Here is a 20,115-nt window from a genome sequence, read left to right on the forward strand (position 1 = left end):
GTTACAGCATGATGCTGCCGAGCAGGAAGCCGAATACCACGGCGAAGATCACGCCCATGGTGCCGGGAATGAAGAACGGATGGTTGAACACGAAGCGGCCGATGCGCGTGGTGCCGGTATCGTCCATCTGCACCGCAGCGACCAGCGTCGGGTAGGTTGGCAGGATGAACAGGCCGGAGACGGCGGCGAAGGAGGCGACGGCGGTCAGCGGCGATACGTTCAGCGCCAGCGCCATCGGCATCAGCGCCTTGGCGGTAGCGGCCTGCGAGTACAGCAGCGCCGAGCAGAAGAAGAAGATCACCGCCAGCAGCCACGGGTGCGCCTGAATGACGCTGCCGGCCGTCTCTTTGATCCAGTCGATGTTGGCCTGCACGAAGGTATCGCCCAGCCAGGCGACGCCGAGGATACAAATACAGGCGCTCATGCCGGCCTTGAAGGTGCTGGAGTTCAGCACCATGTCGGTGTCGACGCGGCACAGCAGGGTGGTCAGCGTGGCGACGCTCAGCATGATGATCAGGATGGCGTTGGTGGTGTTCATCAGCGGCTTGGCCACCAGGCCCAGGCCCGGGCTGTTGATGATGGCGTAGGCGACCACGCACAGCACGCCCAGCAGGAACAGCAGCACCGAGGCTTTGGCGCGCGGTTTGATCGCCAGCGCGTTGTTGCCGCGCAGGGTGATCAGGCCTTCTTCCAGGCGTTTCAGGTACACCGGATCGTTAGACAGTTTGGAGTCGAACAGCCAGGTCACCAGCAGCGACATCACCAGCACGGCGCAGAAGGTGGACGGGATCACCACCATCAGCAGGTGCAGGTAGCTGACGCCGTGGCCTTCCATCACCGAAGACATATACACCACCGCGGCGGAGATCGGCGAGGCGGTGATGGCGATCTGGGCGGACACCACGGCGGTCGACAGCGGGCGGCAAGGCTTGATGCCCTGTTCTTTCGCCACTTCGGCGATCACCGGCAGCGCCGAGAGCGAGATGTTGCCGGTGCCGGCGAAGATGGTCAGGAAGTAGGTGACGATAGGGGCGAGAATGGTGATGTGCTTGGGGTTCTTGCGCAGCAGCTTTTCGGTCTGCTGCACCAGATAGTCCATCCCCCCGGCGACCTGCATCGCGGAGATCGCCGCGATCACCGCCATGATGATGGAGATGACGTCGAAGGGAATGCTGCCCGGCTTGACGCCGATCAGCGCCAGGACCAGAACGCCCAATCCCCCCGCGAACCCGATACCGATACCGCCCAACCTGGCCCCTAAAAAGATGGCCAGCAGAACGATAACCAATTCCAAGGCTAGCATAGTGTTTACTCCTTAAAATGAGATTTCCCGTCATCCTTGAAACTGCATCGGTGTTGGCTGCGAGCGCTCACCCCAGTCACTTACTTGAGTAAGCTCCTGGGGACTTGCGCGCTTGCCGCCTTGATGCAGTCCCAATGATTTAGGGTGTAAATTGAAAATAAAACGTTAAAATTTTGTGGGCGCCGGAAAGTAAAAAGGCACGCTATCCAGAGGATTTAGCGTGCCTTTCAGGGCTACCGGGTAGGTCTGTTATTGTTCATTTTCATCCGTATAGCGTTTGGCTTTATAGGCCGGGTGCATCAGGTTCTCCACGGAGAAGATGTCATCCAGCTCGGCTTCGGTCAGCAGGCCGCGTTCCAGCACCACTTCACGCACGCTCTTGCCGGTTTCTGCACAGATCTTCCCGACGATGTCACCGTTATGGTGGCCGATGAACGGGTTCAGATAGGTGACGATACCGATCGAGTTGAAGACGTAGTGTTCGCAGACTTCTTTATTCGCGGTGATGCCGTTAATGCATTTTTCCAGCAGGTTGTAGCAGGCGTTGGTCAGGATGTGGATCGACTCGAACATCGCCTGGCCGATCACCGGCTCCATCACGTTCAGCTGCAGCTGGCCCGCTTCGGCCGCCATGGTAACGCAAGTGTCGTTGCCAATCACCTTGAAACACACCTGATTGACCACTTCCGGCACTACCGGGTTCACTTTGGCCGGCATGATGGACGATCCCGCCTGCAGCTCAGGCAGGTTGATTTCGTTCAGGCCGGCGCGCGGGCCGGAGGAGAGCAGCCGCAGGTCGTTGCAGATTTTGGACAGTTTCACCGCCAGGCGTTTGAGCGCGCTGTGCACCATCACGTAGGCGCCGCAGTCGGAGGTGGCCTCGATCAGGTCTTCCGCCGGCACCACCGGCAGGCCGCTGACTTCCGCCAGTTTTTGCACTGCCAGCGGCTGATAGCCTTCCGGGGTGTTGAGCGCGGTGCCGATGGCGGTGGCGCCCAGGTTCACTTCCAGCAGCAGCTCCGCGGTGCGGTGCAGGTTGCGGGTCTCTTCGTTCAGCAGCACGCTGAAGGCGTGGAACTCCTGGCCGAGGGTCATCGGCACTGCGTCCTGCAGCTGGGTGCGGCCCATTTTCAGGATGGTTTCGAACTCTTTCGCCTTGCGGTCGAAGCCTTCGCGCAGCTGGTTGATGGCATCGATCAGTTTCTGGTTGGAGGCGTACACCGCGATGCGGAACCCGGTCGGGTAGGCGTCGTTGGTGGACTGGCACTTATTGAGGTGATCGTTCGGGTTCAGGTACTGGTATTCGCCTTTTTGGTGGCCCATCAGTTCCAGGCCGATGTTCGCCAGCACTTCGTTGGTGTTCATGTTCAGCGAGGTGCCTGCGCCGCCCTGGAACACGTCCACCGGGAACTGATCCATGCATTTGCCTTTATCCAGCACCTCGTCGCAGGCCTGGATGATCACGTCGGCGATTTTGCGCGGGATGGTTTTGAGTTCTTTGTTGGCCATCGCCGCGGCCTTTTTCACCATCACCATGCCGCGAACGAACTCGGGGACATCGCTGATTTTGCTGTTGCTGATGTAGAAGTTTTCAATCGCACGCAGAGTGTGAACTCCGTAGTAAGCGTCTGCGGGGACTTCACGTGTTCCTAACAGGTCTTCTTCGATACGAATGTTGTTTGACATGAGAACCTTCTCTATGTGTTGCTGCCGAATTAATAATTTGTCAGGTTAAGGCTAGTAAGGGCACAGCCTAAATTAATATTGCCGAAGGCTTGGGGCGTGAAACGATTAACCAAATCGCCCGTTGCTGCCCAGATCATATGCTGGTTGGTAAGAAATGACTGAATCCAGATCACCTTATGGTGTTTAAGGATATGCCCTTTTCCGGTTCTGTGACTTCTTTCACGTTTGTGAACTTTAGCAATAAAAACCGGCTCTCGGTTGAAATGGTGGGGTGACGCCCTCATTGTAATGGTGTCGGCCGTTTACGGCCTCTTTTTTCGCGCCGTCGCCCCGTGGCGGCCGTGCTTTACCTACCAATAGGAGAACCAGGTGCGCTGGTTACCGCTACTGCTGATATTTCTGCTGGCTTACATAGAAATATCCATCTTTATCAAAGTCGCCGCCGTGCTCGGCGTGGCTGTCACCCTGCTGCTGGTGGTGTTCAGCTCCTGCGTCGGCATTTCGCTGGTGCGCAATCAGGGCATGAAAACCTTCGTGCAGATGCAGCAAAAACTGGCGGCCGGCGAAAGCCCGGCGGCGGAAATGGTGAAAAGCGTTTCGCTGGTGCTGGCGGGCTTCCTGCTGCTGATCCCGGGCTTCTTCACCGACTTCCTCGGCCTGTTGCTGCTGCTGCCGCCGGTGCAAAAATCGTTGACGCTGAAGCTGATGCCACATCTGTCGGTTTATCGCCCCGGCGGTTGGACGGGCGGCGACGCCGCTAACGGCAACACCTTCGACGGCGAATTCCAGCGCAAGGACGACGAACGCCCGGTGCTGGAACACCGCCCGGACGAGGAGCGCAAGCCCCACGATCGTTAAGCAAACGCGGCTCAGGCCGCGTTTTTCATCTCTGCAGCATCCGCACGACCAAAAATGCGAAATTTTTTTCGTTAGCCCCCTTGAAGGGGGCTGGAACGCCCCCATCTCAAATCCCACGAGGCCGGTAATAACAACCATCCGGTGTACAACCCTAAATCTGATAGAGACCTTCTTACAGGAGAGCGTTCAATGAGTATTCGTCCATTGCATGACCGCGTTATCGTCAAGCGCAAAGAAGTTGAATCAAAATCTGCTGGCGGCATCGTCCTGACTGGCTCTGCGGCGGGTAAATCCACTCGCGGTGAAGTGGTTGCAGTGGGTAAAGGGCGTGTGCTGGAAAGCGGCAACATCCAACCGCTGGATGTGAAAGTTGGCGATATCGTGATTTTCAACGACGGCTACGGCGTGAAAGCAGAGAAGATCGACAATGAAGAAGTGTTGATCATGTCCGAAAGCGACATTCTGGCAATTGTTGAAGCGTAATTGCGCTTTATCTTCTGAACTGAACGAGTTGAAGGGAAATACCAATGGCAGCTAAAGACGTAAAATTCGGCAATGACGCTCGCGTGAAAATGCTCCGCGGCGTGAATGTTCTCGCTGATGCAGTAAAAGTGACCCTGGGCCCGAAAGGCCGCAACGTAGTGCTGGATAAATCTTTCGGCGCACCGACCATCACCAAAGACGGCGTTTCCGTTGCGCGTGAAATCGAACTGGAAGACAAGTTCGAGAACATGGGCGCACAGATGGTGAAAGAAGTGGCCTCCAAAGCGAACGACGCGGCGGGCGACGGCACCACCACGGCAACCGTACTGGCGCAATCCATCATCACCGAAGGCCTGAAAGCGGTTGCTGCAGGCATGAACCCGATGGATCTGAAGCGCGGCATCGACAAAGCGGTTGTCGCTGCGGTTGAAGAACTGAAAAAACTGTCCGTACCTTGCTCCGATTCCAAAGCTATTGCTCAGGTAGGCACCATCTCCGCCAACTCCGACGAAACCGTGGGTAAACTGATCGCCGAAGCGATGGAGAAAGTGGGCAAAGAAGGCGTTATCACCGTTGAAGAAGGCACCGGCCTGCAAGACGAGCTGGACGTGGTTGAAGGTATGCAGTTCGACCGCGGTTACCTGTCCCCATACTTCATCAACAAGCCGGAAACCGGTTCTGTTGAGCTGGAAAGCCCGTTCATCCTGCTGGCTGACAAAAAGATCTCCAACATCCGCGAAATGCTGCCGGTGCTGGAAGCCGTTGCCAAAGCAGGCAAACCGCTGCTGATCATCGCTGAAGACGTAGAAGGCGAAGCGCTGGCGACCCTGGTGGTCAACACCATGCGCGGCATCGTGAAAGTGGCTGCCGTTAAGGCGCCTGGCTTCGGCGACCGCCGTAAAGCCATGCTGCAGGACATCGCGACCCTGACTGCCGGTACCGTTATCTCTGAAGAGATCGGTCTGGAGCTGGAAAAAGCCACCCTGGAAGACCTGGGCCAGGCAAAACGCGTTGTGATCAACAAAGACACCACCATCATCATCGATGGCGTGGGCGACGAAGCGACCATCCAGGGCCGCGTTGCTCAAATTCGTCAGCAGATCGAAGAAGCGACCTCTGACTACGATCGTGAAAAACTGCAGGAGCGCGTAGCGAAACTGGCCGGCGGCGTTGCCGTTATCAAGGTTGGCGCAGCCACTGAAGTTGAAATGAAAGAGAAGAAAGCCCGCGTTGAAGACGCCCTGCACGCGACCCGCGCTGCAGTGGAAGAAGGCGTGGTAGCCGGCGGTGGCGTAGCGCTGATCCGCGTTGCAGGCAAAATCGCCGCGCTGAAAGGCGACAACGAAGACCAGAACGTGGGTATCAAAGTTGCGCTGCGCGCAATGGAAGCCCCTCTGCGTCAGATCGTGGTCAACGCCGGTGAAGAAGCTTCCGTTATCGCCAACCAGGTGAAAGCGGGCGAAGGCAGCTACGGCTATAACGCTTACTCTGAAGAATACGGCGACATGATCGCGATGGGTATCCTGGATCCAACCAAAGTGACCCGTTCTGCTCTGCAGTACGCGGCTTCCGTGGCTGGCCTGATGATCACCACCGAATGCATGGTCACCGACCTGCCGAAGGCTGACGCACCGGATCTGGGCGCAGCAGGCGGCATGGGTGGCATGGGCGGCATGGGCGGCATGATGTAATCATCCCCCACACGCTTGTGTGCTGAGAACCCCGGTCAAACGACCGGGGTTTTTTTATGCCTGCGCGCCGCCGCACTGTATTTGATGATATTTTTGCCGCCCGGGGCAATTTAGCTGGTAAACTGGTAAGTCATCAGCTGTCGCTCAAGACGTTGGCCCGCTCGCGTGGCAACGGATGCTTAAGAGATGGCATCGCTTTCTGATAAGCTTTTGCGTAATTCTCAACATCGAATGGGGAACAAGATGCGGATTAAAGCCTTACTGGGTCTCTCGGCAGCGATGCTGCTGGCGGGTTGCAGCACCACTCATGAACTGACCGCTGCGGGTCAGCAGATCAAGTTCACCGACAGCAAGCCGGCGGCGGAATGCCAGCTGCTGGGGGAAGTGACCGGCACTCAGAGCAACTGGCTGTCCGGCAACGGCGGTGAAGGCAGCTCCATGCGCGGTGCGGCCAACGATCTGCGCAACAAGGCGGCGGCCATGGGCGGCAACGTGATCTACGGCGCCAACAGCCCGAGCCAGAATCTGCTCTCCAGCTTCGCACCGCTGGACAGCAAAATGGTCGGCCAGGTTTACAAGTGCCCGTAAGGCGCTGAGGCCGCAGCCGCAAAGAGATAAAAAAGAGGAATGCCACGGCATTCCTCTTTTCGTTGGGGGACTTGGCGTGCGTCACTCCTGCATCAGGCGCAGATCGATCGGCGTTTTGCTCGGTTCGCCGCCCACTTCGCGCGTCAGGCGCGGCACCAGATAACCGGACACCTTGCTCAGCAGCGCCTGCATGATGGCGCGCGCTTCATCGTCGCTGACCATGAAGTGCGCCGCGCCCTGCACCTTGTCCAGCACGTGGATGTAGTAAGGCAGGATACCGGCGTCGAACAGCGCGTTGCTGAGCGCCGCCAGCGTGTCGGCATCGTCGTTGACGTCGCGCAGCAGCACGCTCTGGTTGAGCAGCGTGACGCCGGCGAGGCGCAGCTGCGCCATAGCGCTTTGCAGGTCGCGGTCAATTTCGTTGGCGTGGTTGATGTGCGTGACCATCAGCACCTGCAGGCGCGAGGCCGACAGCAGGCGGCACAGCGCCGGCGTGATGCGCGCCGGGATCACCACCGGCAAACGGGTGTGAATGCGCAGGCGTTTCAGGTGCGGGATGGCCTCCAGCTCACCGACCAGCCATTCCAGCTCGCTGTCTTTGGCCATCAGCGGATCGCCGCCGGAAAAAATGATCTCGTCCAGTTCCGGGTGTTGGCGGATATAATCCAGTGCCTGCCGCCAGTTGTTCTTATTGCCCTGATTATCCTGATAGGGGAAGTGGCGGCGGAAACAGTAACGGCAGTTGACTGCACAGCCGCCCTTGACCAGCAGCAGTGCGCGATTGCGGTATTTGTGCAGCAGGCCCGGCACCACGCTACGCTGCTCATCGAGCGGATCGGTGGTGAACCCTGGGGCGTTGATGAACTCCTCTCTGGCGGTCAGCACCTGGCGCAGCAGCGGGTCGTTGGCATCCCCGGGGCGCATGCGCGCAGCGAAGGCGCGCGGCACGCGCAGGGCGAACAGCCGGCGGGCATCGCGCCCCTGCGGCAGTTCCGGGTGCGTATTCAGTGACAAAAGCTGCAGTAATTCATCAGGAACGGTAATAACATCGGCGAGTTGATGCAACCAATCTTCTCTATGTGCCGTACTTTGGGTTATAATGTGTGCCATTTTTTTGGCTAAGCTACCAGTTCAAATATTCAGAGGGCCATCATGGCGACTTATTCTAGCAACGATTTCCGTCCGGGTCTTAAAATCATGTTCGAGGGCGAACCTTACGCCGTCGAAGCCAGTGAGTTCGTTAAGCCGGGCAAAGGCCAGGCGTTTGCACGCGTGAAAATGCGTCGTCTGCTGACCGGCACCCGCGTGGAAAAAACCTTCAAGTCTACCGATTCTTGCGAAGGCGCAGACGTGATGGACACCAACATGAACTACCTGTACAGCGACGGTGAGTTCTACCACTTCATGCACCCTGAGTCTTTCGAACAGCATCAGGTTGACGGCAAAACCGTAGGCGATGCGGCCAAATGGCTGCAGGACAACGCAGAGTGCATCATCACCCTGTGGGATGGCCGTCCAATCGCCGTTCAGCCGCCGAACTTCATCGAAGCGGAAATCACCGATACCGATCCGGGCCTGAAAGGCGATACCGCAGGGACTGGCGGCAAGCCGGCTACCCTGAGCACCGGCGCCGTGGTTAAAGTGCCGTTGTTCGTCCAGATCGGCGAAGTGATCAAAGTTGACACTCGCTCTGGCGAATACGTCTCTCGCGTTAAATAAGTTTCAAAGCAGAGGAACCCTCGCGGTTCCTCTGTTTTATCCTATCCCCGTTCGTTGGCAGAAAACCCGCATGTTCAAGAAAACGTTGTTGGCCGTGCTCTCCCTGTTGTTCCTTTTCTCCCTTAGCAGTTGCAATACGTTTCGCGGTTTCGGCGAAGACGTTCAGCATCTCGGCGGCGCCATCTCCCGCACGGCCGGCTGATCCCACCCTTTAACCCGATGTATTTGCGTCACAAAGCCGGTGGCGATCCCACTCCCTGCGCCAATTTTGACTAAGCTTAGAAAGCCGTACTTTTTCATCAACGACAAATAAGGACTTTCTTATGCTGAAGAAAAGTATTATCGCGATCTTCTCTTTGATGATTTTGACCTCGTTGACCGCCTGTAACACCACCCGCGGTGTGGGTGAGGACATTCAGGCCGGCGGCAAGGCCATTCAGCGCAGCGCGGAATAATCCGTTCTCCACCCGGCGGCGTTCCGCGCGCGGAGGGCCGCCGCATTTCCTCCTCTTGCCTGAGCGTTAACGCTGCTGCTATCCTGCCGCAGTGCGGGTGAGGTTACCCGCCGTTCATCACCCCGCTGAACGGGACGACCCGTTTACGCGTCATTATATCGGGGACGACCCCAGTGGTAGGGAGGCCGTCTCATGGCCTGGATTATTCTGCTTATCGCCGGTTTGCTCGAAGTGGTTTGGGCTATCGGTCTGAAATACACCCACGGTTTTACCCGGCTGACGCCGAGCATCATCACCATCGCCGCGATGGTGGTCAGCATGTTGCTGTTGGCCAACGCCATGAAAACGCTGCCCGCCGGCACCGCCTATGCGGTGTGGACCGGCATCGGCGCGGTGGGCGCGGCCATCATGGGCATGGTGCTGTTGGGCGAGTCGACCAATATCGCGCGTATCATCAGCCTGTGCCTGATCGTGGTCGGCATCCTCGGGCTGAAGTTCAGCAGTCACTGATCGGCGGACTGTTGCACCCAGATCAGCGCATCGGTGGCGAAACCGTAGCCCTTGGCCGTCTGCAATAAGCTGTCGCGTACGCCGGCGTCAAGCGTCGGGGTGCGCGACAGGATCCACAGATAGTCGCGGTTTGGGCCGCACACCAGCGCGTAGCGGTAGTCCGGGTCCAGGGCAATCACGTTATAGCCGCCGTAGAAGGGGCCGAAGAACGACACTTTCAGCGCCGCGACCTGCGGTGAACCGATAAAGTAGGCTTTGCCTTCGCTTTCTTGCCATTGCTGTTTCTGCGGATTGAAGCCGCGATTGATGACTTTCAGCCCGCCGTCGGCGCGTGGGCTGTAGTGGGCGGTCACCTGCTGCAAACCGCGTTCAAAACGATGATCCAGACGCGCGATTTCGTACCAGGTGCCGAGATAACGCTGACTGTCGAAAGGGGTCACGACCTTGATGTCTTTAGGCGGGGAGACGCTGCAGGCGACGGAGAGCAGGGCGGAAAGCATGACGCTAAGCTTTGACCATAAACGCATCGGTGACTCCTGTTTACCGGGGACGAGTAGACAGTGTAGCCGATGAGAAAAGGGCGGCCAACGGGCGTTGGCCGCCTGAGCGGTTTACAGGGTGACGACGCCGATAACGGTGACCACGCTGAGGATCGCCGCCAGACCGTAGAACACCCATTTGCCGGCCGGTACGTGGATCTTCAGATCGTGCATCGCATGGTGGATGCGGTGCAGGCCGCACCACAGCGGCAGAATGATCATCAGCAGCAGGAACAGGCGGCCGATCAGGCTCTGGCAGAATGCCAGCACGCGCTCGTAACCCAGTGCTTCACCGGGGAACAGCCCCAATGGCAGCAGAATGCCGACCAGCAGCACGATGGCCGGTGCGACGATCGCGCCCCACATGCCGCCGGCGCCGAACAATCCCCAGAAAACCGGCTCGTCGGAGCGTTTAGGTGCTTGATTTATCATGTTTCCTCCGGATTAGATCAGGGCCACGGCCAGGATGACCACGCTGACGACGACCGTGACGGCCCACAGCCCTTTCACGATGGGGCCCGGCCCCATTTTCTCGCTGTTGACCACGATATTGGCGGCCTTCGGCGCCAGATCGAACCAGGTTTTGGTGTGCAGCGCCGCCGCCAGCAGGGCGACGACGTTGATCAACAGCACCAGCGGGTTCTGCAAGAAGCCGACGAAGCCGGCCCAGCTCTCGGCGCCGCCCTTCAGCGCGAACACGCCGTAGAGCAGCACGATGCTGAACCAGACCGCCAGCACCGAGGTGCCTTCACGCAGCATGTAGAAACGGTAGAAGCCGAGCTTTTGCCACCAGGTGGGCGTCATGGTGCGCACATAGGGCTTACGTTGAGTTGTCATGGCAATTTTTCTCCCTTATTGCGGCTTCAGCATGGCGATCATGAAGTCTTTGGCGCTCTCCACCTTGCCCTGCTGGATGGCGGCGGCGGGATCGACGTGTTTCGGACAGACTTCGGAGCAATAGCCGACGAAGGTGCAGCTCCAGACGCCGTTTTGGCCGTTAAGCTGCGGCATGCGCTGTTTCTTGCCGTGGTCGCGGTTGTCCAGGTTGTAGCGGTGTGCCAGCGTGATCGCCGCCGGGCCGATAAACTCGGGATTGAGGCCGAACTGCGGGCACGCGGCGTAGCACAGGCCGCAGTTGATGCAGCCGGAGAACTGGTGATACTTGGCCATCTGCGCCGGGGTCTGCACGTTCGGGCCGTCTTCCGGTTTGCGATCGTTGCCGATGATGTAAGGCTTGATCGCCTCCAGGCTTTCGATGAAGTGGGTCATGTCGACCACCAGATCGCGCTCGATCGGGAAGTTGCCCAGCGCTTCGACCTTCATGCCGCCGACGTAATCGCGCAGGAAGGTTTTGCACGCCAGCTTCGGCACGCGGTTGACCATCATGCCGCAGGAGCCGCAGATCGCCATGCGGCAGGACCAGCGGTAGGAGAGATCCGGCGCCAGGTTGTCCTTGATGTAGCCCAGCGCGTCGAGCAGCGAGGTCTGTTCGTCGTAAGGCACGGCGTAGGTGACGAAATGCGGCTCGGCGTCGCTTTCTGGGTTATAGCGCATGACTTCGATCTTCAGGGTTTGCATCTCAGCCATTTGCCTGCTCCTTATTCTTTTTCTCCTGCGCTTCGGCTTCTGCGCCGTAGACGCGTTTGGCCGGCGGCAGCTTGGTGATTTTCACGTCGCTGTATTCGAGGCGTGGCGCACCCTGCGGGTTATGGAACGCCAGCGTATGCTTGAGGAAGTTGACATCGTCACGCTCGGTGCAGCCTTCGTCCAGGCGCTGGTGAGCGCCGCGCGACTCTTTGCGGTTAAACGCGGAGTGCGCCATGCATTCAGCGACGTCCAGGCCGTAACCCAGCTCGATGGTGTACAGCAGATCGGTATTGAACACGCTGGAGTTGTCGGTGATGTTGACGCGCTTGAAGCGCTCTTTCAGCTCCGCCAGCTTATCGATGGTTTTTTGCATCAGCTCCGGCGTGCGGTAGATGCCGCAGCCTTCTTCCATCGACAGCCCCATTTCGTCGCGGATCTTCGCCCAGTTTTCGTTGCCTTCCTGCTTCATCAGGTTGCTCAGGCGGGTTTCGACGTCGCGGGTTTGCGCATCCAGCGCGCTGCCGTTGGCCGGCGCGGTTTCCAGCGCGCGGCGGGCCGCTTGCTCACCGGCGACGCGGCCGAACACCACCAGTTCTGCCAGCGAGTTGGAGCCGAGACGGTTGGCGCCGTGCAGGCCGACGGAGGAGCATTCGCCGACCGCGAACAGCCCCTTGATGCGGGTTTCGCAGTTCTGGTCGGTTTCAATGCCGCCCATGGTGTAGTGTGCGGTAGGGCGCACCGGGATCGGATCTTTCACCGGGTCGACGCCGACGTAGGCCTTGGCCAGTTCGCAGATGAACGGCAGCCGCTCCAGCAGCTTTTTCTCGCCCAGGTGGCGCAGATCGAGATAGACCACGTCGCCGCGCGGGGTGGCGATGGTGCGGCCGGCGCGCCATTCGTGCCAGAAGGCCTGGGACACTTTGTCGCGCGGGCCCAGCTCCATGTATTTGTTCTTCGGCTCGCCCAGTGGGGTTTCCGGGCCCATGCCGTAATCTTGCAGGTAACGGTAGCCGTCCTTGTTCACCAGGATGCCGCCTTCGCCGCGGCAGCCCTCGGTCATCAGGATGCCGGAACCGGGCAGGCCGGTCGGGTGATACTGCACGAACTCCATGTCGCGCAGCGGCACGCCGTGGTGGAACGCCATGCCCATGCCGTCGCCGGTAACGATGCCGCCGTTGGTGTTGTAGCGGTAGACACGCCCGGCGCCGCCGGTGGCCATCACCACCGCGTTGGCGCGGATCTGCACGCGGGTGCCTTCCATCATGTTGAGCGCCACCAGGCCGCGCGCCTGGCCGTCATCCACCAGGATATCCAGCACGAAGTGCTCGTCGAAGCGTTGGATCTGCGGGTATTTCAGCGAGGTCTGGAACAGGGTGTGCAGCATGTGGAAGCCGGTCTTGTCGGCGGCGAACCAGGTGCGTTCGATCTTCATGCCGCCGAAGCGCCGCACGTTGACCGAACCGTCCGGTTTGCGGCTCCACGGGCAGCCCCACTGCTCGAGCTGGGTCATCTCGCGCGGGCACTGATGCACGAAGTGATCGACCACGTCCTGTTCGCACAGCCAGTCGCCGCCGGCGACGGTGTCGTGGAAGTGGTAGTCGAAGGTATCGTGATCCTGAGTGACGGCGGCGGAGCCCCCCTCGGCGGCGACCGTGTGGCTGCGCATCGGGTAGACCTTAGAGATCAGCGCGATTTTCAGTTGGGGATTGGCTTCCGCTGCGGCTATTGCTGCACGTAAACCAGCGCCCCCGGCCCCAATAATGGCAAGATCGGCGTTAAAGGTTTGCACTGCATTCCTCCAATGTTCTTATTAAGAACGGCAAGTTAAATATCTATGCTTAAAATTTAGCGAACTCTTCGGGTGCTAACTAATTGAACCGATTAATGTTGCTTAAAGGTTAAGGATAGATATCTCCCACCAATAATGGGGAATTAACTATACCTAAAGTTAAGTAGTCGAAATTTGATGTGATCGATTGTTTTGTCGATTAACGCTCGACCAACAGGCTTGCCTGCCTTTTCGCGTGTTCGGCGTGCTTTACCCTTTTTAACGCGCTTTTGCCGCCTATTTATCGGAAATTGGCGTTATGGCCGGTTGTGTATCGTGAAGAATTTGTTTGGCTGCAAGGATGCGAGTAGACTGCATCCCCTGTTTGATTTCGGAGTTAATTACCATGAGCGAAACGGCAAGCTGGCAGCCTAGTGCACCCATCGCCAATTTGTTGAAACGCGCAGCGATTCTGGCTGAGATCCGGCGTTTCTTCGCCGATCGTGGCGTGCTGGAAGTTGAGACGCCCACCATGAGCCAGGCGACGGTCACCGACGTTCACCTGTTCCCGTTCGAGACGCGTTTCGTCGGGCCGGGGGCGGCAGAGGGCCTGACGCTATACATGATGACCAGCCCGGAATATCACATGAAGCGCCTGCTGGCGGCGGGCAGCGGCCCGATCTACCAAATGGGGCGTAGCTTCCGCAATGAAGAAGCCGGGCGACATCACAACCCGGAATTCACCATGCTGGAGTGGTACCGTCCGCACTACGACATGTACCGCCTGATGAACGAAGTGGACGATCTGCTGCAACAGGTGCTGGACTGCGAGAGCGCGGAGACCCTGTCTTATCAGCAGGCCTTCCTGCGCCATCTGGACATCGATCCGCTGTCGGCGGAGAAGGCGCAGCTGCGCGAAGCGGCGGCCAAACTCGACTTGAGCAACATCGCCGATACCGAAGAAGATCGCGATACGCTGCTGCAGCTGCTGTTCACCGTGGGCGTGGAGCCGCATATCGGCCGTGAAAAGCCGGCGTTCGTTTACCACTTCCCGGCCAGCCAGGCGGCGTTGGCGGAGATCAGCACCGAGGACCACCGCGTGGCGGAGCGTTTTGAGGTGTACTTCAAGGGCATCGAGCTGGCGAACGGTTTCCGCGAGCTGACCGACGGCCGTGAACAGCAGCAGCGCTTCGAGCAGGACAACCGTAAGCGCGCGGAGCGCGGCCTGCCGCAGCAGCCGATCGACTATAACCTGCTGGCGGCGTTGCAGCACGGCATGCCGGAGTGTTCCGGCGTGGCGCTGGGCGTGGATCGCCTGGTGATGCTGGCGCTGGGCGCCGAGAGCCTGAGCGACGTGTTGGCCTTCCCGGTCGGGATCGCCTGACGTTTCAGGCGGTAAGAAAAGCAAAAAGGGCCGGCATTTGCCGGCCCTTTTTTTATCGCGAGAACCGCTTACAGGCCCCCGGCGTCGCGCTTGGTGTTCGGCGCCGGCGTAGACGGCGGCGTACGGCCGTTGTTGGTCAGCCGCGACAGCGTCTCGGTGCGCACCTGGAACGGCGGGTACGGCAGCGTGATGCCGTGCTCGCGGTAGCCCGCCAGAATCAACTGGTGGATCTCGTGGCGCAGCGGCATGCGGTGGCCCATCTCGGCGGCGTAAATACGCATCTCGAAGATCTGGATACCTTGCTGCAGATCGACCAGGTAAACCTCCGGCGCCGGGTTATCCAGCACCAGCGAGCAGCGTTCGGCGGCGTTCATCAGGATCTTGGTCACCTCTTCGCTGTTGGCTTCGCCCGGTGCCGGCACGGTCAGCACCACACGGGTCAGGTTATCCGACAGCGACCAGTTGACGAACTGTTCGGTGATGAAGGCTTTGTTCGGCACGATGATCTCTTTGCGGTCCCAATCCGAAATGGTGGTGGCGCGGGTGTTGATCTTGGTGACGGTGCCGGTCAGGTTGCGGATCGTCACGGTGTCGCCGATGCGGATCGGTTTCTCGAACAGGATGATCAGGCCGGAGATGAAGTTGGAGAAGATCTCCTGCATGCCGAAGCCCAACCCCAGGCTGAGTGCGGTAACCACCCACTGCAGTTTCGACCATTCGATGCCGATCCAGGCGAAGCTGAGCACCGCGCCGAACAGCAGCAGCAGATACTTGGTGATGGTGGTGATGGCGTAGCCGGTGCCCGGCGTCAGATCCAGGTGCTGCAGCACCGCCAGCTCCAGCAGCGCAGGCAGGTTGCGCACCAGCTGCATGGTGATGATCAACACCAGAATGGCAATCAGTACCGCGCCGAGGGTGATCGGATGGGCGGTTTCCACGCCGTTGACCGTCGAGGTCACGTCCCACAGCGAGATGTTTTCCAGGAAGGCGAACGCGGAGTGGATCTCCGACCACAGCACGATCACCGACACCAGTGCGATCAGCGTCAGGATCGAACGCACCAGCCGCAGCGACTGGGCGCTGATGGTGTCCAGATCGAATTCCGAATCGTCTGGATCGATGGATCCTTCGGTGCTGTTCGGGGTGTGCGAAGTTTCGTCTTCGCCGCGGGCGCGCTGGGCCAGGATGTCGGCACGGCGCTGTTTGGCGCGATCGAAGGCGATGCGCCGCCGCTGGATCAGCATCCAACGGCGGATGATGTGATAGACAACCAGCAGCAGGAACCAGATCGCCACCGAGGTTTCCAGGCGCGCCAACAGCGCCTGCGCGGTGGTGAGGTAACCGACGGTCGAGGCCAACGCCGCCAGCAGCGGCGCCGACAGTAGCAGCCCCCAGAAGGCGCTGTTGAGCATGTTGTCGCCGGAGCCGTTTTTATCCAGATACAGCGGGATGCCGGCGCGCTTCAGGCTGTGGGTGACCAGCGCCAGCGCCAGACACAGCAGGATGAAGCACAGCCGCCCCAGGGTGTTGGCGAACTCGCGCTCTTTCAGGCTATCGAAGGTGATCAGCGCCATGATCAGCGGCACGATCAGCCAGATCGACATCTTGTAGTAGCGCATGGCGCGCGAAACCTGCTTCGCCGGCCAGCGGAAGTGCACGATGAACAACCCTTGCGGATGGGCGAAAGCGGCGCAGATCATGCAGATCCACAGGATCGGCAGCGTGGCGGTCACCCCTTTGCCGATCGCCTCCGCCACCGGGTAGTTCCAGGCGCTCTGCAGGCCGTAGCCGAGCGCGGCCCACAGCACCGGCAGCGGCATCGCCACCAGAATCGACCAGAAAACGGTGCGCACCGTCAGGAAGAATTCGTCCTGCGTCACCTTGCCGACGCGGCTGCTGGCGCGCTCGAGGAAGGCGTGATAGTGCTTGCGCGAACTGATGCTGAAAATCACCAGCAGCAGGGCGCCGAAGATCGGGATCAACGTTTCGCGGCTGGTCACCATCATCATGAAAGCACCGCCGAGCTGCGACAGCGTGTCCAGCGACAGGACGCGCGTCAGATCGTGCGCCACGTTGAGCGGGTAAGAGAAGTTGATCGGATTGACGTCCGGCACCCAGAACAGATAGCGGTGGGTGGCATCGCGAATTTCGTTCAACGCTTCGATCAGCTGGGTGTTGGCCACCTTCAGCTTGGTCAGCTCGAGGATTTGGGTGTCGCAACCGGACAGCAGCGAGTTCAGCAGCTCGCGCTGGGTGCGCAGCTGGGCATCGACGATGCGCTGCTCCTGGTTGGTCAGCGCGCTGCCGTCGTCGCGTTTGAATTCGCGCTGCGACAGTTTTTCCAGCTGGTTTTCAAACTGCAGGCGCTGCACGCGCAGCTGGGCCATGTCGCCGTCCAGCTGTTGCGGCTTGGGCATCTCCGGCAGCGTCGCCACCTGGGCGCGCAGGGTTTCCCCCAGCGCCGACGACGAGCCGAGCCACTGGGCCTGTTCGATGATGGTGCTCAGCGCCTGGCGCACCTGCAGCGTCTGCGCCGCCGCCTGCCGCTGCTGCGACGAAATCAGATCCATGCGCTGCGCCTGGCTGTTCAGCGCGGCGGACAATTCGCGGTTGATCTGCAGCTGTTGGCTGATGCTTTTTGGCAAGTCGCCGTTCTGCTCGGCCAACTGCTCGGTTTTTTCCAGCGCCAGTTCCGCTTCGCGTTGGCGCTGGGCGTTGAGGTTGTTGCGCAGCGCCTGCAGCTGAACGTCTATTTTCTCGTGGCGCTTTTTATAGACCTCTGCGCGCATGCGCGCCAGCTCCTGACGGTTGTTGGCCGACAGCTGCGCCAGCTCCAGCTCGTCCACTTTGGCTTTGCGCGCCGCGGCTTCGGTCTGCAGCAGGGCCAGGGCGGCCTGCGCGTACGGGGTGGTCGGGTTGGCGGGCTGCGCCTGCAGACGGCGCTGCACTTCGGTCAGCGCGCGGCGGGCATCGGTCTGCTGCTGCGGCAGCTGGCCGAGCGAATCGCTGATTTCCCGCGTGCGATCCTGCTCTTGCTGCAGCAGGCGCGCCTGTTCCAGCAGCAGACTGCTGGTTTGCAGGATCTGCTGTTCCAGCTCGGCGGCCGGCAGATCGTCGCCGTTCGGCAGGATCTTGTTGCTTTCCAGCACCAACTGACGGCGCAGCTCCTGCGTCATCTTAGGGAAATCGTCGATCACCTTCTGATACTGTTCGGAGCGAGTCTGCGACTCTTTACGCTCCGTCAGCCAGTTGAGGGCGCTTTGCAGCGCCTCGGTGGTCTCCGCCTGATTCGGCGCGTTTTTGCTGCTTTCCGCCTGCTTCAGCTCCTGTTTGAGCTGGTTCTCGGTCGGCACGGGGGCGGCCAGCGCCGGTTGCCACACCAGGCAACCGAGCAAAAGCGTGATGAAAAGGCGCACGGCGTCGATTCCTTTAGAGCGGGGTCTGTGGTGTTTCAGCGGCGGCCGGGATTTCGGCGAAGGCCTCACCCATACGGGTGACGGTGCCGTTATGCAGCTGCGGCGCGAACTGCACGCTGCCTGCGGTAAACAGGTTGATCACCGTGGAGCCGAGTTTGAAGCGGCCCATCTCGGCGCCTTTTTCCAGCGCGATGGCGCCTTCTTCACCGGCGGCTGGGTAGGTCCAGCGTTTGATGATGCCTTCGCGCGGCGGCGTGACGGTGCCGGCCCAGACGGTCTCGATGCTGCCGACGATGGTGGCGCCGACCAGGATTTGCACCATCGGCCCGATGTCGGTGTCGAACACGCAGATCACGCGCTCGTTGCGCGCGAACAGGTTAGGCACGTTGGCGGCGGTGAGCGGGTTGACCGAGAACAGATCGCCCGGCACATAGATCATCTCGCGCAGCACGCCGGCGCACGGCATGTGCACGCGGTGGTAGTCGCGCGGCGCCAGATAGGTGGTGGCGAACAGGCCGTTGCGGAATGGCTCGGCCAGCAGGTAGTTGCCGGCCAGCAGCGCTTCCAGGCTGTAGTAGTGGCCTTTGGCCTGGAAGATTTGATCGTCGCGGATCGGGCCGAGCTGGCTGATGGCGCCATCGGCAGGCAGCGCCAGCCAGTTGGCGTCGGCGACGATCGGGCGCGCGCCGTCGCGCAGCGGGCGCACGAAGAAGTCGTTGAAGGTGGCGTAAGACGCCAGGTCCGGATTTTGCGCTTCCTGCATGTCTACGCGGTAAAAGCGGGCAAAGGCCTTGACCACCAGCTGGGTCAGCCAGCCGGCCCGTTTGTCGGCGCCCCAGCCCGCCAGGCGGGTCAGCGCCAGCTTCGGCAACCAATATTGCAATTTAATCTTGATGCTATCCAGCACGTTAACCTCGTGAATCAGGGTAAAGGGCGCGCATTGTAACGAGGGTTCCGCCGTCGTCAATGCCCGCCCATCAGTGTCAGTCTGCGGCGTCCGTGAAGTTCTTGCGAACCTTCACCTGCGCCATGCTTTCCAGAATGCGGTGATAGTTGTCGAAACGTTCTTCCGCGATATCGCCTTTCTCCATCGCCGCGCGGATGGCGCAGCCGGGATCGGTATCGTGGCGGCAGTCGCGGAATTTGCAACCGCCTAAATAATCACGGAATTCGACAAATCCGCGGGTAATTTGTTCCGGCTCCAGATGCCACAGGCCAAACTCGCGCACCCCCGGGGAGTCGATCACGTCGCCGCCGTGTTGGAAATGGTACAGCCGTGCGGCGGTGGTGGTATGTTGCCCGAGGCCCGAGACGTCGGAAACCTGATTTACCAGAATTTGCTCATCAGACGGCGGCAGCAGCGCGTTAAGCAGGCTGGACTTGCCGACCCCCGACTGGCCGGCGAAGATGCTGATGCGCCCGGCCAGCGCCTGTTCGAACTCCGCCATGCCTTCCCGCGTCTGGCTGGAAACTTCCAGCACCCGGTAGCCAATCTTGCGATAGATATCCATCATGCCGTCGACCAGCTTGCGCGCTTCGGCGTCCAGCAGGTCAATTTTGTTGAGCACGATCAGCGGTTCGACTTCGAGCGTTTCGCAGGCCACCAAATAACGATCGATGATGTTCAGCGACAGCTCGGGCAGGATCGCCGACACGATGACGATCTGATTGATATTGGCGGCGATTGGCTTCACGCCGTCGTAGAAGTCCGGGCGCGTCAGCACCGAGGTGCGTTCATGCACCGCTTCCACGATGCCCTTCACCCCTTCATGGGTGCCCAGGCCGGGGCGCCACACCACGCGATCGCCGGTGACCAGCGATCGCAGCGTGCGGCGGATGTTGCAGCGGTGCTGAGTGCCATCCGGCGCCTCAACGTCGGCGTGCATGCCGAAACGGCTGATGACGACGCCTTCTTGCGGCTCGCCCAGTTGGGAATCATCCGGTTCCGGTTTGTTATCAGTGCGCTTCAGGCGACGCTGATGGTTCGCCTGCACGCGGCGTTGCTGACCTTTGGACAGTTTGTTCTTACTCACTGCGCCTCACTTGACTCGGTTTTATACCTTTACACGTACGGCGGCGGTAGGGGATTTCCCCGGCCGCAGCCTTGAACCCATCGGGGTATATGTCG

General features: G+C 60.0%; 20 protein-coding genes. 9 read left to right on the forward strand and 11 right to left on the reverse strand.

The window, feature by feature from the left end; translation table 11 throughout:
* Position 1 precedes the first annotated feature (1 nt).
* Together C3F38_RS03890 and aspA are read right to left on the reverse strand one after the other, a co-directional pair.
* On the reverse strand, positions 2-1,303 hold the full coding sequence (locus tag C3F38_RS03890) for an anaerobic C4-dicarboxylate transporter (protein WP_038879248.1): 1,302 nt from the start codon (positions 1,301-1,303) through the stop codon (positions 2-4).
* A gap of 249 nt (positions 1,304-1,552) precedes the next feature.
* Entirely contained in the window at positions 1,553-2,989 is a 1,437-nt protein-coding gene (gene aspA, locus C3F38_RS03900; RefSeq protein ID WP_004929659.1) for an aspartate ammonia-lyase, read from the reverse strand.
* 369 nt (positions 2,990-3,358) lie between these two features.
* Here aspA and C3F38_RS03905 point away from each other — a divergent pair, with 369 nt between their 5' ends.
* From C3F38_RS03905 to C3F38_RS03920, 4 genes are all read left to right on the forward strand, one after another.
* Entirely contained in the window at positions 3,359-3,847 is a 489-nt protein-coding gene (locus C3F38_RS03905) for an FxsA family protein (protein ID WP_019453406.1), read from the forward strand.
* 189 nt (positions 3,848-4,036) lie between these two features.
* On the forward strand, positions 4,037-4,330 hold the full coding sequence (locus C3F38_RS03910) for a co-chaperone GroES (protein WP_004952634.1): 294 nt from the start codon (positions 4,037-4,039) through the stop codon (positions 4,328-4,330).
* Positions 4,331-4,374: 44 nt separating this feature from the next.
* Complete coding sequence (gene groL / locus C3F38_RS03915) at positions 4,375-6,021, forward strand: chaperonin GroEL (protein ID WP_004929662.1); 1,647 nt, start codon at positions 4,375-4,377, stop codon at positions 6,019-6,021.
* 243 nt (positions 6,022-6,264) lie between these two features.
* On the forward strand, positions 6,265-6,609 hold the full coding sequence (locus tag C3F38_RS03920; RefSeq protein ID WP_025305007.1) for a DUF4156 domain-containing protein: 345 nt from the start codon (positions 6,265-6,267) through the stop codon (positions 6,607-6,609).
* Positions 6,610-6,690: 81 nt separating this feature from the next.
* Here C3F38_RS03920 and epmB read toward each other — a convergent pair whose 3' ends face one another.
* Positions 6,691-7,719, reverse strand: a complete 1,029-nt coding sequence (epmB, locus tag C3F38_RS03925; protein WP_055317243.1) for an EF-P beta-lysylation protein EpmB — start codon at positions 7,717-7,719, stop codon at positions 6,691-6,693.
* A gap of 42 nt (positions 7,720-7,761) precedes the next feature.
* Here epmB and efp point away from each other — a divergent pair, with 42 nt between their 5' ends.
* The 4 genes from efp to sugE all read left to right on the forward strand — a co-directional run bounded on the left by efp (position 7,762) and on the right by sugE (position 9,293).
* Complete coding sequence (gene efp, locus C3F38_RS03930) at positions 7,762-8,328, forward strand: elongation factor P (protein WP_004929666.1); 567 nt, start codon at positions 7,762-7,764, stop codon at positions 8,326-8,328.
* A 70-nt stretch (positions 8,329-8,398) separates the two neighbouring features.
* Positions 8,399-8,530, forward strand: coding sequence for an entericidin A/B family lipoprotein (locus tag C3F38_RS03935; RefSeq protein ID WP_038879245.1), 132 nt, complete (start codon positions 8,399-8,401; stop codon positions 8,528-8,530).
* A gap of 121 nt (positions 8,531-8,651) precedes the next feature.
* Positions 8,652-8,783, forward strand: a complete 132-nt coding sequence (locus C3F38_RS03940) for an entericidin A/B family lipoprotein (protein ID WP_033636766.1) — start codon at positions 8,652-8,654, stop codon at positions 8,781-8,783.
* 192 nt (positions 8,784-8,975) lie between these two features.
* Positions 8,976-9,293: a quaternary ammonium compound efflux SMR transporter SugE gene (gene sugE / locus C3F38_RS03945; RefSeq protein WP_004929669.1), complete on the forward strand. Its 318-nt coding sequence runs from the start codon at positions 8,976-8,978 to the stop codon at positions 9,291-9,293.
* Here the strand turns inward: sugE and blc are convergent.
* From blc to frdA, 5 genes are all read right to left on the reverse strand, one after another.
* Complete coding sequence (blc, locus tag C3F38_RS03950; protein ID WP_038879243.1) at positions 9,287-9,820, reverse strand: outer membrane lipoprotein Blc; 534 nt, start codon at positions 9,818-9,820, stop codon at positions 9,287-9,289. The genes sugE and blc overlap by 7 nt on opposite strands.
* Positions 9,821-9,904: 84 nt before the next feature.
* Positions 9,905-10,264, reverse strand: a complete 360-nt coding sequence (frdD, locus tag C3F38_RS03955; RefSeq protein ID WP_004929672.1) for a fumarate reductase subunit FrdD — start codon at positions 10,262-10,264, stop codon at positions 9,905-9,907.
* Positions 10,265-10,276: 12 nt separating this feature from the next.
* Positions 10,277-10,669 (reverse strand): fumarate reductase subunit FrdC, encoded by a 393-nt coding sequence (frdC, locus tag C3F38_RS03960; protein ID WP_038879241.1) that lies wholly within the window; start codon positions 10,667-10,669, stop codon positions 10,277-10,279.
* Between the two features lie 15 nt (positions 10,670-10,684).
* The gene (locus C3F38_RS03965; RefSeq protein ID WP_033648713.1) at positions 10,685-11,419 is read right to left on the reverse strand and encodes a succinate dehydrogenase/fumarate reductase iron-sulfur subunit; all 735 of its coding nucleotides are present in this window, start codon (positions 11,417-11,419) and stop codon (positions 10,685-10,687) included.
* On the reverse strand, positions 11,412-13,208 hold the full coding sequence (frdA, locus tag C3F38_RS03970) for a fumarate reductase (quinol) flavoprotein subunit (protein ID WP_038879239.1): 1,797 nt from the start codon (positions 13,206-13,208) through the stop codon (positions 11,412-11,414). Before frdA ends, C3F38_RS03965 begins: the two co-directional genes overlap by 8 nt.
* Positions 13,209-13,593: 385 nt before the next feature.
* On the opposite strand from frdA, the gene epmA reads away from it, so the two are divergent.
* Positions 13,594-14,571 (forward strand): elongation factor P--(R)-beta-lysine ligase, encoded by a 978-nt coding sequence (gene epmA / locus C3F38_RS03975; RefSeq protein WP_004929681.1) that lies wholly within the window; start codon positions 13,594-13,596, stop codon positions 14,569-14,571.
* A 68-nt stretch (positions 14,572-14,639) separates the two neighbouring features.
* Here epmA and mscM read toward each other — a convergent pair whose 3' ends face one another.
* From mscM to rsgA, 3 genes are all read right to left on the reverse strand, one after another.
* Positions 14,640-17,987: a miniconductance mechanosensitive channel MscM gene (gene mscM, locus C3F38_RS03980; RefSeq protein WP_038879233.1), complete on the reverse strand. Its 3,348-nt coding sequence runs from the start codon at positions 17,985-17,987 to the stop codon at positions 14,640-14,642.
* A gap of 13 nt (positions 17,988-18,000) precedes the next feature.
* Positions 18,001-18,894 (reverse strand): archaetidylserine decarboxylase, encoded by an 894-nt coding sequence (gene asd, locus C3F38_RS03985; RefSeq protein ID WP_038879230.1) that lies wholly within the window; start codon positions 18,892-18,894, stop codon positions 18,001-18,003.
* A 76-nt stretch (positions 18,895-18,970) separates the two neighbouring features.
* Complete coding sequence (gene rsgA, locus C3F38_RS03990; RefSeq protein ID WP_038879228.1) at positions 18,971-20,020, reverse strand: small ribosomal subunit biogenesis GTPase RsgA; 1,050 nt, start codon at positions 20,018-20,020, stop codon at positions 18,971-18,973.
* Positions 20,021-20,115: the final 95 nt, after the last annotated feature.

The sequence above is a fragment of the Serratia sp. SSNIH1 genome, from assembly GCF_002935055.1.
In the GTDB taxonomy this organism is placed as follows: domain Bacteria; phylum Pseudomonadota; class Gammaproteobacteria; order Enterobacterales; family Enterobacteriaceae; genus Serratia; species Serratia nevei.

Excerpts from the sequence above, each read along its gene's own strand:
- C3F38_RS03890 (WP_038879248.1), bottom strand. The coding sequence starts at position 1,303 with ATGCTAGCCTTGGAATTGGTTATCGTTCTGCTGGCCATCTTTTTAGGG.
- aspA (WP_004929659.1), bottom strand. The coding sequence starts at position 2,989 with ATGTCAAACAACATTCGTATCGAAGAAGACCTGTTAGGAACACGTGAA.
- C3F38_RS03910 (WP_004952634.1), top strand. The coding sequence starts at position 4,037 with ATGAGTATTCGTCCATTGCATGACCGCGTTATCGTCAAGCGCAAAGAA.
- groL (WP_004929662.1), top strand. The coding sequence starts at position 4,375 with ATGGCAGCTAAAGACGTAAAATTCGGCAATGACGCTCGCGTGAAAATG.
- C3F38_RS03920 (WP_025305007.1), top strand. The coding sequence starts at position 6,265 with ATGCGGATTAAAGCCTTACTGGGTCTCTCGGCAGCGATGCTGCTGGCG.
- epmB (WP_055317243.1), bottom strand. The coding sequence starts at position 7,719 with ATGGCACACATTATAACCCAAAGTACGGCACATAGAGAAGATTGGTTG.
- efp (WP_004929666.1), top strand. The coding sequence starts at position 7,762 with ATGGCGACTTATTCTAGCAACGATTTCCGTCCGGGTCTTAAAATCATG.
- C3F38_RS03935 (WP_038879245.1), top strand. The coding sequence starts at position 8,399 with ATGTTCAAGAAAACGTTGTTGGCCGTGCTCTCCCTGTTGTTCCTTTTC.
- C3F38_RS03940 (WP_033636766.1), top strand. The coding sequence starts at position 8,652 with ATGCTGAAGAAAAGTATTATCGCGATCTTCTCTTTGATGATTTTGACC.
- sugE (WP_004929669.1), top strand. The coding sequence starts at position 8,976 with ATGGCCTGGATTATTCTGCTTATCGCCGGTTTGCTCGAAGTGGTTTGG.
- blc (WP_038879243.1), bottom strand. The coding sequence starts at position 9,820 with ATGCGTTTATGGTCAAAGCTTAGCGTCATGCTTTCCGCCCTGCTCTCC.
- frdD (WP_004929672.1), bottom strand. The coding sequence starts at position 10,264 with ATGATAAATCAAGCACCTAAACGCTCCGACGAGCCGGTTTTCTGGGGA.
- frdC (WP_038879241.1), bottom strand. The coding sequence starts at position 10,669 with ATGACAACTCAACGTAAGCCCTATGTGCGCACCATGACGCCCACCTGG.
- C3F38_RS03965 (WP_033648713.1), bottom strand. The coding sequence starts at position 11,419 with ATGGCTGAGATGCAAACCCTGAAGATCGAAGTCATGCGCTATAACCCA.
- epmA (WP_004929681.1), top strand. The coding sequence starts at position 13,594 with ATGAGCGAAACGGCAAGCTGGCAGCCTAGTGCACCCATCGCCAATTTG.